Origin of the sequence: Sphaerimonospora mesophila, from assembly GCF_001417795.1 — a bacterium.
Lineage (GTDB): Bacteria > Actinomycetota > Actinomycetes > Streptosporangiales > Streptosporangiaceae > Sphaerimonospora > Sphaerimonospora mesophila.
Window position 1 is genome coordinate 1 of record NZ_BCBX01000045.1, and the last position, 12068, is coordinate 12068.

Consider the following 12068-nt stretch of genomic DNA (forward strand, 5'->3'; position numbering starts at 1 on the left):
GCGACGGCGCCGTGTAGCGCGAAGGCGGCCAGATTCGCACCGATCAGCAGGGCCACCGTGACGCGGTGGGCTCTGATGGCGATCCTGCGGGCGCGGAGGATGTCCCCGCGTACGGATCCGATCGACAGATGGGCCGCGCGCAGGACGAGCACGGGTGCGAGGGCGATGGGGAACCACCAGTGCGCGGCCCCCATGACGGGGGCGGCCACGATGAGCAGTCCGGCCACGACGGTCACCGCGACGATGAACACCGCGTTGCCCCGGGCGGACACCAGGGCGGCGACGGTGATCCGCCCGGCCGCGCGGTCGCCGGCGGCGTCGTTGGTGTTGGAGTAGAGCCCGAACAGCATCGGCCCGAACCCGAACAGCACGGCCTGGACGAGGACCGGGGCGCTCACCTCGCCGGTGAGCAGGCCGTACGGCACCAGCACCCAGCCGACTCCCAGGCCGATCAGGAAGATCTCCTGGAAACCCCGGTAGCTGATCTTCAGTCCCCAGGAGTACTGCACCGACGCCACGAAGCAGACGGCGGCCAGGGCGATCGCCCATCCCGGGCGGTGCGGCGCGGCGGCCACCACCAGCGTCCACAGCGCGGCGCCGAGTCCGGTCGCCGCCCAGGCGAAGCGCAGCGCCTGCGTCTCGGTCAGGGTGCCGGCCACCAGCGGTTTACGGGCCAGCCGCCGCCGCGCGGCATCGGCCCCGTAGTTGGCCGCGTCGCTGCCGTCGCGGTGGCCGGTGATGTCGTCGAAGCCGACCATCGCGGCCACCACGGCGACCTCGGCGAGCAGGATCAGCGCCAGCAGGCCGATGCGGCCGGGCTGCCATCGGTCGCCGGGGGCCAGCAGGGCCCAGACCAGCGGCAGGCCGATGTAGTAGTCGTAGATGTCGAGCTTGGCCAGCCGTACATAGGCCGCGAGACCACCACGCGCGGCCGAAGTCGGCGACCCTGCCGGGTCCGGCTTCGCTGCCTGGGTGGTCTCCGACGTGCCGCCGAGATCGGCTGTCGGGCCGGTGATCCGATCGGTCATCGTCTCCTCTGGAGGGTATGGGCGAACGCGCAGACGGTGTCGGCGATGTGCTCCACCTGGGCGTCGGTGAGGTGGGGGTACAGGGGCAGGGAGAGGTTGCGCTCGGCGGCCCGGACGGCGTTCGGCCAGCACGCGTCGCCGGGCGCGTACGGCGCGAACGCGGGCTGGCCGGGCAGGGGCCGCGGGTAGTAGACGTGGGAGTCGACACCGTGCGCGGACAGATGCGCCCGGAGCTCCGCACGCCGTTCCGCCAGCACGGAGTAGACGTAGTAGGAGCGGCCGTCGCCGCCGGCCGGGGGCGCGAGCACCCCGTGCGGGGCCAGGGACGCGAACCGGGTGGAGTAGTACGTCGCGATCTCGGCCCGGCGGGCCAGCCGGTCGTCGAGGCCGTCGAGCCGGTGGATCTGGAAGGCGGCCATCACCTCGTCGAACCGGCTGTTGTAGCCGATGGCGTGGTGGACGAAGCGGTGCACGCCGTCCTGGCCGTGGTTGCGCAGCATCCGCACGCGCCGGGCCGTCTCGGCGTCGTCGGTGACCACGACGCCGCCCTCCCCGGGCATTCCGAAGGTCTTGACCTGCACGAAGGAGTACACCCCCGCGTCGCCCCAGCGGCCGGCCGGCCGCCCGCGCAGTGTGCCGCCCTGGGCGACCGCCGAGTCCTCCACCAGCCGCAGGCCGTACCGGTCCGCCAGTTCCCGGAACCGGGGCATGTCGGCCATCATCGAGAACACGTGCGCGGGCATCAGCGCCCTGGTGCGCGGGGTGATGAGCGCCTCGGCCGCGGCGGGGTCGGCGGTCAGCCGCACCGGATCGATGTCGGCGAAGACCGGCCGGGCGCCGATGTTGACGACGGTGGCGGCCAGCGGGGCGCAGCCGAAGGCGGGCACGACCACCTCGTCTCCGGGGCCGATCCCCGAGGCGGCCAGCACCAGCGTGAGGGCGGCCGTGCCGCTGGAGCAGGCGATGACGTCGCCGGCGCCCAGCCTGTCGCGCAGCCGCCGCTCGAACCGGGCGGTGTGCTCGCCCAGGATGAACCTCTGGTCGTCGCCGGCACCGACGGCGCGCACCGTCTCCAGCAGAATGTCGCGCTCGCTCTCGAAGGAGTCGGGCGGGAAGAAGGAAATGGTCGCGATGGGGGGTGCGGTCACCGTCGTCTCCCGGCGTAGAAGTGCGTGATCTCGTCGCACACCCGATCGACCTCCCGCTCGGTCAGGTCGGGGTAGAGCGGGAGCGCGAGTGCCCTGGCGCAGGCGGCCTCGGCGCGCGGGAAATCGCCGGGACGGTGCCCGAGGTAGGCGAAGCAGGGCTGGAGGTGCAGCGGCACCGGATAGTAGATCTCGGTCCCAATGCCCTTGGCGGCCAGATGCGCGGCGAGCGCGTCACGCTCCTCGACCTCGACGAGGTGGACGTAGCAGACCCGGTCGCCGCCGGGGTGCGGCGGGACCGCGCCGGGCACGGACGCCACCCCCGGTACGGCGCACAGCCGTTCGTCGTAGCGCGCCGACAGTTCGGCGCGGCGGACGATGTCGGCGTCGAGACGGTCGAGCTTGGCGAGCAGCACAGCGGCCTGCAGGTCGTCCATCTTGCTGTTGAGACCGGACAGCACGGTGGGGTTGGCGATGCCGGGAAAGTGGTTCAGCGTGCGTCCGCCCCGGCCGTGATGGCGCAGCGCCCGCGCCGTCTCCGCGACGGCGTCGTCGTCGGTGAGCACCGCCCCGGCGTCGCCGATCGCGCCGAGGGTCTTGGCGGGGAAGAACGACAGCACCCCGCCGGTGCCGAGCAGCCCGGCGTGCCTGCCGTCCAGGCGCATGCCGATGGCCTCGGCGCTGTCCTCCAGAACGGTCAGGCCGTACCGCCGCGCCACCTCGTGCACCCCCCGCATGTCGGCGAGCCGGTCGAACAGGTGGACCGGCAGGACCATCCGGGTGCGTGAGGTCACCGCGGCCGCGACGGATCGCGGGTCGATGCCGTACCCGCGCTCCTCGATGTCGGCGAAGACGGGCACGCCTCCGGCGAGCACCACGGCGGAGGCCGTGGCGATGAAGGTGTAGGCGGGGACGACGACCTGGTCGCCGGGGCGCAGACCGGCGGCGCGCAGCAGCAGCACCAGCGCGTCGGTGCCCGAGTTGACGCCGACGACGTGCCTCGCGCCGGTCCACCGGGCGAGCGCCTCCTCGAACTCGGCGACCTTGGCGCCGTGCGAGAACTTACCGTTGTCCAGCACGTCGACGCAGTGTCCGCGGATCTTCGGCCACAGCTTCGCGAACGACGCGGACTGGGAGAAGAAGGGGATGGATGCGGCCTCGGCCCGATCTAATGTCGGAGGGGGAGGGCTGGTTGTCTCCACGACTCTCTTCCTGTGAGGTCTGTTGCCGTTCACACGGCCGACGGAGGCGGGTCCCCGAGCTCACGCGGGACTCTGGCGGTGCCGAGCCTCAGGGGGATGGGCTCGGGGTCGCCCCCACCCGGCTCGTGGGCCCGCGCTTCCGGTCTCACCATGGGAGCCGACCGCCGCGTCTTCCGACAGCCCGCGACGGTCGCCCCGGAATCAGCGGCCGAGTAGAGGGACGTCGTGCTTGCCGAGGTGGTAGTCGCGAACCGCGTCGACGAGCTCGGTCACGGAGAGCTTGCCGTCGCCGTTGGCGTCAAGCTCCTGGAACGCCCTGTCGGTCACGCTCCGCTCCAGGCCGATGGCGTCGAACCATTTGACGACCTCCGCCTGGCTGACCTCGCCGTCGCCGTCGACGTCCAGGACGTTGACGATGGCCTGAATCGTCGGGCGTACCACGCTGGCGAACCCGGCGTCGCCCTTGCTGATGATCTCCTGGTCGGCGACCTGGAGGAACTTGTCCTTGCTGATCCGGGAGGTGCCCGCCGCGCTGGCGAGCCGGTCGAACATGTCCAGGTACGCCTGCTTGAGCTCGGCGCCCCGCGCGGTGCCCTGGACCCCGAGGCGGTTGATGATGCCCTCCGCTTCCGATTCGAAGTCGGAGCGCTCGATCACTCCGTTTCCGTCGATGTCCCAGAGGCGGAATCGCTCTTCCAGGCGGGTGGACTCTCTGACATCTGTGGCCATTTCAGACCTTTCTCGTGATGCGGGGCCGTCTCCATCGATGAGGGCACCCCGGACCGAACGAAATCGACGGCGCAGGGAGGCTGCCGGATTTCGTTTTCCTGCTACAGGGATTGCCAGGCTCGGCATTCGGTAAACGCGGAATCAAGGAAGTTTACTTATCCCCAATAGAGAAAGCGGCGGAGCGCCTGATCACACAAAATGCGCAACCCACCCATTAAGGGTGTCGATATGATTTGAATAACCGCGAAATCGGTGAGAGGGCCGCTGGATTCATCCGTAATCATTTCCCGGGAACTCCCCCTGCCGGAACTCCACCGGCGCCTCCGGCGTCAGCCCCAGGTCCCGGCCGGTGACCACGGGATCGGCATGGACCAGCACGTTGTAGTGGTTGGGGAAGTGGCAGCCGTCGAACCCGAGCAGCACGCCGATCCAGCGACCCCCGATCCGGACCTCGTCGCCCCGGTCGAGCACCCCCGCATTGGCGATCTCGACGAAACCGACGAACCCGACACGATCGATCACCGCACCGGCATCGGTCTCGGTGTGGTCGGTGAGGACCAGCTCGTGCACCTCGCCGGCCCGCACGCACCGGCTCGCGTACGGCTCCAGCCGCATGCCGCGATCCATCCGGCGGTGGACCAGGACCTTCACAAGGGTCGCGGCCACCACGCGCTTGGGTCCGTCCTCGCAGGGGTTCACGCCGTCTCCTTCCCGGCGTCCGCCGCCAGCCGGTACACGTCCGACACGAGCCGCAGGGCGGGCAGCCCGCCGTCGCCGTCGCCCGTCCCGTCCCGCACCCGTCGCTCGAACGCGCGCAGCACGCCCACGTACTCGTGCCACAGTGATCCCTTGAACCCCGGGTGGCCGGCCAGCATGTCGGCGTGCAGGGTCCGGCCGTCGGCCAGCCGGACGTCGATGTCCTTGCGTTCCCCCTGGTAGGACCAGTCGAGCAGCACCCGGACCCGCGTCGACCCGGCGCGCAGTTCGATGTCGGCCCGCCGGTCGACGCCGGTGGCATCCCGGGTGATCCGGGCGGACACCGCCTCGGCCGGGCCCACCAGCCGATCGACCAGATCGAACGCGTTGGGCCCGTTGTCGGCCACGCATCCCCCGCCGCATCGCCCGGGGTCCAGGTACCAGCTGTCCGCACCCGCGTGCTCCTCGATGCGCTCCAGGTAACGCACCGTCAGCTCCTCGGCCCGTGCCCCGGCCGTTTCGGCCCGGAGCCGGGCGACCTCGTCGTTGTACCGGCGGTGGAAGGCCGTGAACAGCGGAACGCCCACGTCCGCCGCGAGCCGTACCAGCCGCTCCCCCTGGGCGGCGTCCAGGGCGAGCGGCTTCTCCACGCACACGGCCACCCCACGCTCCAGCGCGTCCGCGCAGACCCGCGCGTGCGCGTCGTTGGGCACGGTGACGACCACCGCGTCCGGGCGCGCCTCCTCCAGCAACCGCACGTGGTCGCGGTAGCCGGGCACCTCAGCGGCCCGGAGGGCCGGCGCCGCCGGATCCCGGTCGCACACCGCGCACAGCCGCAGCGTCGCCGAGTCGCGCAGCGCCGCCAGATAGAAACGGGAGATCACGCCGAGGCCGATGACCCCGACCCGCAGTGGAGCCGTCAACTGTCCTCCAGAACGTCGGGTACGGCCAGGCCCGCCCGCGCCGCGACCTCGGTCAGCTCCGCGTACACCGCCGCGTCGAGCGGGACACCCGTACGCAGCCGCTCCTGGGCACGCCGATGCTCGTGCCAGCCGGGGTAGCGCACCGGCCGGGCGGGGTCGGCGGGCGGGCAGGCGAGCAACGCGCCGAACAGGGTGCCCGCGTCGGCCTCGGCCCCCTCGCGCAGCGCACCCGGCGCGACCGCCATCACGAAGAAGCCGATGTCGTCGTCGCGCCCGCTCGGGCCGCCGTCTCCGCGGAGCGCGTCGGGGTGTGCGCCGAGCCCGGCGCCCGGCACCAGCGCGGCCAGCACCTCGACCGCGATGCCCAGCCCGAACCCCTTGTGCTGCGCGGCCTCACCGCCCAGCCACATCAGATGCGCCCGCCCGGCGTCGAAGGCGGCCGGGTCGGTCACGGGAGCGCCCCCGTCGTCGCGGAGCAGCCCCTCGGGTACGGTCCGACCGGCCCGCGCGGCCTGGCGAATGCGGCCGGTCGGCGCGGCGGTCGTGCTCATGTCGAGCACGAACGGGGGGTGTTCTCCGGCCGGGGCGGCGACGCTGAGCGGGTTGGTGCCGAGCATCGCGAGCGCACCACCCGGTGGCCTCGCGATCCGCTGCCCGCCGCAGTTGCTGGCGACCAGCCCGATCATGCCCCGCTCCACCGCGCGCAGCGCGTGATGCCCGGCGCAGCCGAGGTGGGTGGCGCCGCGCACGGCAGCCACGCCGACGCCGTACCGCATGGCACGCTCCACGGCCACGTCCATGGCGGCCCCGGCGATCCACAGGCCGAGCGCCCTTTCGGCGGCGATGAGCACGGCGGCGCCGCGGTCGGCGACCGTACGGGGCCGAGCCCGGGGGTCGATCCGCCCCTCGTCGATCAGCGGCAGGTAGATCCGGGTCAGATTGACCAGGCCATGCGAGTCCATTCCGGTGAGATCGCCGTAGCACAGCGCCCGTGCGGCCTCGTACGCCTGCTCGGCCGCCATGCCCCGGCCGGCGAACACCCCAGAGGTGAAGCCGAGCAGGTCGGCGTAGCGCACCCGGACGATCTCCGGCGCCGCCGGGGCGGGTCCGATACGCGATGCGGGACACGGCGCGGTGGCCGCCAAGTGCGTGTCCGCCGGCCTCATGGTCGTCCGCTCCTGTCGTCGGCGAAGGCCGCCAGCAGCCTGGCCACCGCGTCGGCGAACTCCGCGAGCTCGCCGACCCCGACGAACTCCCCCGCGGCGTGGGCGTTGTTGGCGGCCAGATCGCCCGGGCCGAGCACCACGGTGCAGGCATCGGCGATGCCCGACATCCAGATGGCGTCGCAGGTGAAGCCGGGTTCGTGGCACGGCCACGGCTCGATCCCGGCCACGTCGCGCAGCAGCCGGTGCCCCCAGACGTCGTGGTCGTCCAGGACGGGCAGCCCGCGTTTGAGCCACTCCAGCCGGGTGATGGCACGCGCGTCGGCCGCGGTCCTGGCGAACAGCGCCGTGTCCGCGAAGGCCTCGCAGAACGCGTCGAGCCCGTCGTCCAGGGCGGCCCGCAGGTCACGCTCCAGCCGCCGTCCGACGTCGGCCGAGGCGTAGGCCAGGTTGAGCAGCAGCGAGCCGCGTCCGTAGACCTTGTTGTGCCGCGTGCCGGTGTGCAGGCCGGCCACGCACACCCCGCCTTCCGTCGCCGGCCGGTCGAGCGCCCGGGCGAGATGCTGGGTGAGGAAGCCCAGCAGCACGCCGGCGTTGTGTCCGGTGGCGGCATGGTCGTCGACGGCGTCGGCGCCGTCGACCACCACACGCGCGGTCATCGCCGCCGTGCTCCGCGGCAGGAACCGCAGCCGGGTGGGCTCGCAGAAGACGTTGAGCCGCCCGATGTATCCCCGCTCCACGAGCGGTCTGGTGCCGAAGACGCCCATGGCGCCGCCCTCCTCACCGGCCACGGCCTGGATCAGTACGCCGATGTCACGGCCGATGGCCGGGCGCAGCGCCCGCGCGGCGCGCACCCCGGCGAGCAGCGCCACCGCCGGTCCCTTGGCGTCGACCGCACCGCGTCCGTAGAAGTGATCGCCGTCGAACCGGACCGGCTGGCGACCCGCGACGGTGTCCAGGTGCACGTTGAACATCACGGTGCGTGCGGCGGGCAGTTCCGGCCCCAGCCGCAGCACCAGGCTGGGCTGGTCGGCGAGGAAACCCGGCAGATCGCGTGCCGCGCGTACGGGCGCGGGGACGTCGGGGCGGTCCAGCTCGGCGGCCTCGGGGGGCGCGTGCCGTACGGCCCGGAAGCCGATCGCGGCGGCGGCCCGCGCGTAACCGGCCTGTGCCTCCCGCAGTCGTGGCGCGGGCGCACCGGCACCGGTCTCCAGCGGACCCGCCGTGGGCAGGCGCAGCAGCCACAGCAGCAGATCGCGGTCTTCGGGCGCGAGCGGAGGAGGCGGCACGACCGGCATCGGTGCGGTCAACGGGTCCTCCCCGCGTCTTCGGCGGGAGCGATCCGGCCCACCAGCCGTTCCAGCGCCCGTCCGTACGCCACGAAGGCGGCATGGTCTCCGCTGCCGGGATCGCCCACGCCGGAAAGGTGTGGGCGCAGGTGCAGATGGGGCTCGATGGAGAGCACTCCGGTGTAGCCGTGGGCCAGCAGCATGCGCAGGCACTCCGCGACGTGTGCCGTGCCGACGCCGGGCGACACGAAACCGACCCCGCCGTCCGAGCCGATCACCGCGTCCTTGACGTGCACATGCGCCACATGGCCGATGACAGCGGCGAGCATCTCCGGCGACGAGTATCCGTACGCGACGCCGTTGCCGGTGTCGAACAGCAACCGGAACGCCGGGCTGTCGATCGCGGTCACCAGGTCCAGCATGCGTTCGGCACGATCGCCCGCCCAGCCCGCGCAGTTCTCCAGCGCCAGCAGCAGCCCGGCGTCCTCGGCCCGGCGGGTCAACTCACGCAGCCGGCTCAGGGCGCGGCGTCCCCATTCCGCCTCCGGCAGTCCGCCTGAGGGATAGGACATGACGCGCACCAGGCGGGTGCCCAGGACGGGGCAGCGCCGGGCGAGCACCTCGAGCTCGGTCAGGTCGAGCGCGAAATCCCCGGTCACCGGCCGAGACCAGTCGCCGATCTTGGAGGCCACGCCGACCACGGCGACACCGGCCGTACGGATGCGATCAGCCGATCGGGCGAAGGCCGTCTCGTCCAGCCGTGCGATGGGAACACCGGCGATCGTACGCAGCTCGAGGCGGTTCCAGCCCAGCTCACGCACGGCGTCGAGCTGCCCGGGCAGATCCGGTGCCGCCTCGTCGCCGATCCCGGCCAGCGCGATCCCGCCCGACACGATCCCGCCCGGCAGCCGCCCACCGGCCACGGGCGCAGGAGCGGGAGCCGAGGCGGCCGGGGTCGGGGCCGGGCCGGGCTCAGCGGACGCCGTGGACACGCCGTTCCTCCTCGTGCCGTGTCTCCTCGTGCTGCGTCTCCTCGTATTGGGCCTCCTCGCGCTGGGTGGCTTCCCGTTCACCGGCGGCGCACAGATCCTTTGCCTCGGTGAGCAGCCGTACGGCCTCCACCTGCACGGGCAGCGCCCCCCGCGTGGCGGGGAGACGGCCGTATCGCGAGTAGGTGCAGCGGACGAAGGCGGAAAGGGCGTCGTCGTCGAAGACGGTCCGGATCGCATCACGGCCCTCGGCCACCACCCGGAGTTGCGCGGTGTGGTCCGTGTCGCTGCAGGGATAGTGGCCGGTGAGAGTCGCCCGCTCGAATTCCAGGGTGATGCGGCGCTCGCGAACGGGCGAGGTCAGATCCGAGTCGATCTCGGTGCGCACGCCGGAGTGGTGCTCCAGCCGGAGCGCGGCGCGGCCCAGGCGGGGCAGCCGGAACCGACCGGTCGCCATGTCCGCCCAGGACGCGCCGGTGATCCGGGCGCCGCCCGCGAGGGTGAGCACCACGGCCAGCGCGTGCGGCACCTCCACGTCGAAGGCGGTGGGGTGATCGGGGACCATGGCGCTGCGGGTGAACCGGGGCTTGTTCTGCACGAAGCGGATGCCGCGCAGCCTGCCGAACTCCTCCATGTCCACGGCCTCGCGCAGCCGACGGGTCAGGTCGCTGTGGAGCCATTGGGTGGCGACGGTGATCTCCAGTCCCCGGCTGCGTCGCAACCGGGCGATCGCCGCCAGTCCCACCAGATCCAGGGCCAGCGGCTTCTCCACGATGATCTTTCGATAGCCGAGCCCGGCCAGCCGCTCCAGCACGCCCAGGCGGATCTGCGGCGGCGTGCAGATGTGCACCACGGTGCGGTGCGGGGGAGTCAGCGCGGCCGCCTCCTCAAGGGTGTCGGCCATGACGACATCGGTCATGCCGGAAGGCGGCCGGAAAGGATCGTGGGCGACGACCGGCCCGGGAGCGAACAGGCCGGGGCTCAGCGAGCGCGTTCTGGCGAGCGCCGGAAGATGCAGTCCTCCCCCGGCTCTGCCCATTCCGAGGATGAAACTGTGTAACACGCAGCAACTCCGTTCTGCTCCGCCTGCGGCGCATCTCATCGAAATGCGTTTCATCGGCTGATCCGGACTCGGCGTCGGACGGCCGGGGAGGCCTCCGGCGAAATGATTCATCGACGCCGCGTCAGTGATCCGGAGCGGCGTGGATCGGTCCAAGCGTCGGATCCGCTTTCGCCCCTACGGACATCCGGCGCCCGGTGGAAAATCGCGTGTTGAATCGAATTACCGGCCATGGACATGAAACGGAGCGTCGTCGCCGGTCAGGCGATCGGAATCGTTCGCGGTGATTTCGTCGGCGGTCGAGCCGGATGGCCGCCGACCCGATGACCCTCTGGGCTCACCCGCGCCGATCAGGCGACGGAGAAACTGAACTGCCCGCTGGGCGGAGCGTGCCAGCCGTGGTTCGGGTCGACGGGGATGCCGGGGCCGAGGCACGACGGCGTGGCGTGGATGAACACCCTGGAGCCGGTGAGATTGATCAGCACGTGAGCGGTCGGCGGAAGCCGCCGGCAGCTACCCGCCGGCAGGTTCTGATACCTGCTGAGCTGCTCGACCTCGGTGGTGAACACGACGACCTCGCCCTTGACCTCATCGCTCGGTCCCGCCCCCGCGAGAAACGCCGTGGCCGACACCGCGGCCAGCCCGAGAACCGTGCTGAACACCTTCACTCCCCTCGCTCGACCACCTCAGGGCACGCCTGTAGAGCTCTCGCCGTCCGCTTCCGCCCCATGGAACACCCTTGACACGGCCATCATCAGGTAATGGAGAGTGACATGTCAATCACTCTGCGTGATTGGATTGCTCCACGCACGGCGGATACGCTCGCCTCGTCGGCGACCGGGCCGTGATGCGCACCGGACTCCGTCAGCGGGAGTCGCCCGCTTCGAGGACCATCTTCAGGCCGCGCGAGGTCGCCGGCGAGCCGGAGCGGTTGAGCGGTTGAGCGGTTGAGCGGTTGGAGCGGTTGAGCGGTTGGAGCGGTTGAGCGGTTGGAGCGGTTGAGCGGTTGGAGCGGCGAGGGGTGGCCGTACACCCGGGCGCCGGCCATCCCCGCGCGGAGAATCCCGAGCCGAGGTCAGTACTGGTTCGTCCTGGCGTCCTGGGCGAGCCCCTCGTCGATCTCCTCCACCGTCATCTCCTTGATGCCCAGATGGTCCTTGGCGATCCGGCCGAGCGTGGGCAGGCTCTTGCGGTCGGGCCAGGTCTCCGGCTGCCACAGCGACGAGCGCAGGAACGCCTTCGCGCAGTGCATGTAGAGCTCTTCGACGTCGACGAGGACGGCCAGTTGCGGCCGCCTGCCCTTGACCTCCAGGTCGTCGAAGAACGGTGCGTCCGACACGAGCGTGGCGCGCCCGTTCACACGCAGCGTCTCGTTCATCCCCGGCACGATGAACAGCATGCCGACGCGGGGGTTGTGCAGCATGTTGCGTAGGCTGTCCAGCCGATGGTTGCCGGGCCGGTCGGCGAGGACCAGCCGGTGGTCGTCGAGGACCAGCACCGAGCCGGCGGGGTCGCCGCGGGGGGAGACGTCGCAGGTGCCGTCCGGGTTCGAGGTGGCCAGCAGCACGAACGGCGAGTGCGCGATGATCGTGCGCGCGTGCTCGTCGATCCGTGCGATGTCCTTGTCCCAAATGGCCTGCGCCGGCTCTTTCACGATCTCCCGGAGCTCGGCCTCGGTCGTCACCGTACGGATCTCAGAAAAGTTCACCTTTCAAATATAAGGTAAGCCTAACCAGCGGGCCGGACCGAGGTGCTGGAGTGCGGAAACGGGCACCGACCTCGCACGTCGGGTCGCCGCGGCACGCACCCGGCACGGGGGCCGTCGCGGCGTCGGCACGGGGCCA

12 protein-coding genes are annotated in these 12068 nt (G+C 71.7%); all 12 read right to left on the bottom strand.

Annotated features, from left to right (window positions below; translation table 11 throughout):
- The coding region (locus AP234_RS25945) for a UbiA family prenyltransferase (protein WP_152990619.1) at positions 1-1028 on the bottom strand (1028 nt) is incomplete at its 3' end.
- Entirely contained in the window at positions 1025-2176 is a 1152-nt protein-coding gene (locus tag AP234_RS25950; protein WP_055482360.1) for a DegT/DnrJ/EryC1/StrS family aminotransferase, read from the bottom strand. The genes AP234_RS25945 and AP234_RS25950, both read right to left, overlap by 4 nt.
- Positions 2173-3375, bottom strand: coding sequence for a DegT/DnrJ/EryC1/StrS family aminotransferase (locus AP234_RS25955; RefSeq protein ID WP_152990620.1), 1203 nt, complete (start codon positions 3373-3375; stop codon positions 2173-2175). The genes AP234_RS25950 and AP234_RS25955 overlap by 4 nt, the downstream gene beginning before the upstream one ends.
- Positions 3376-3576: 201 nt before the next feature.
- Positions 3577-4104, bottom strand: a complete 528-nt coding sequence (locus AP234_RS25960; protein ID WP_055482362.1) for an EF-hand domain-containing protein — start codon at positions 4102-4104, stop codon at positions 3577-3579.
- Between the two features lie 270 nt (positions 4105-4374).
- Entirely contained in the window at positions 4375-4803 is a 429-nt protein-coding gene (locus AP234_RS25965; RefSeq protein ID WP_055482363.1) for a DUF6917 domain-containing protein, read from the bottom strand.
- Entirely contained in the window at positions 4800-5723 is a 924-nt protein-coding gene (locus AP234_RS25970; RefSeq protein ID WP_055482364.1) for a Gfo/Idh/MocA family protein, read from the bottom strand. The genes AP234_RS25965 and AP234_RS25970 overlap by 4 nt, the downstream gene beginning before the upstream one ends.
- Entirely contained in the window at positions 5720-6889 is a 1170-nt protein-coding gene (locus AP234_RS25975) for an Ldh family oxidoreductase (RefSeq protein ID WP_055482365.1), read from the bottom strand. The genes AP234_RS25970 and AP234_RS25975 overlap by 4 nt, the downstream gene beginning before the upstream one ends.
- The gene (locus tag AP234_RS25980; RefSeq protein ID WP_235558378.1) at positions 6886-8196 is read right to left on the bottom strand and encodes a M20/M25/M40 family metallo-hydrolase; all 1311 of its coding nucleotides are present in this window, start codon (positions 8194-8196) and stop codon (positions 6886-6888) included. Before AP234_RS25980 ends, AP234_RS25975 begins: the two co-directional genes overlap by 4 nt.
- Positions 8193-9167 carry a sugar phosphate isomerase/epimerase family protein gene (locus tag AP234_RS25985; protein ID WP_235558379.1) on the bottom strand — a complete coding sequence of 325 codons (975 nt, stop codon included), beginning with the start codon at positions 9165-9167 and terminating at the stop codon, positions 8193-8195. Before AP234_RS25985 ends, AP234_RS25980 begins: the two co-directional genes overlap by 4 nt.
- Positions 9148-10083 carry an oxidoreductase gene (locus tag AP234_RS25990; protein ID WP_235558380.1) on the bottom strand — a complete coding sequence of 312 codons (936 nt, stop codon included), beginning with the start codon at positions 10081-10083 and terminating at the stop codon, positions 9148-9150. Before AP234_RS25990 ends, AP234_RS25985 begins: the two co-directional genes overlap by 20 nt.
- Before the next feature lie 491 nt (positions 10084-10574).
- Complete coding sequence (locus tag AP234_RS25995) at positions 10575-10886, bottom strand: hypothetical protein (RefSeq protein ID WP_235558381.1); 312 nt, start codon at positions 10884-10886, stop codon at positions 10575-10577.
- Positions 10887-11299: 413 nt separating this feature from the next.
- Positions 11300-11932: a pyridoxamine 5'-phosphate oxidase family protein gene (locus AP234_RS26000; protein WP_055482368.1), complete on the bottom strand. Its 633-nt coding sequence runs from the start codon at positions 11930-11932 to the stop codon at positions 11300-11302.
- Positions 11933-12068: the final 136 nt, after the last annotated feature.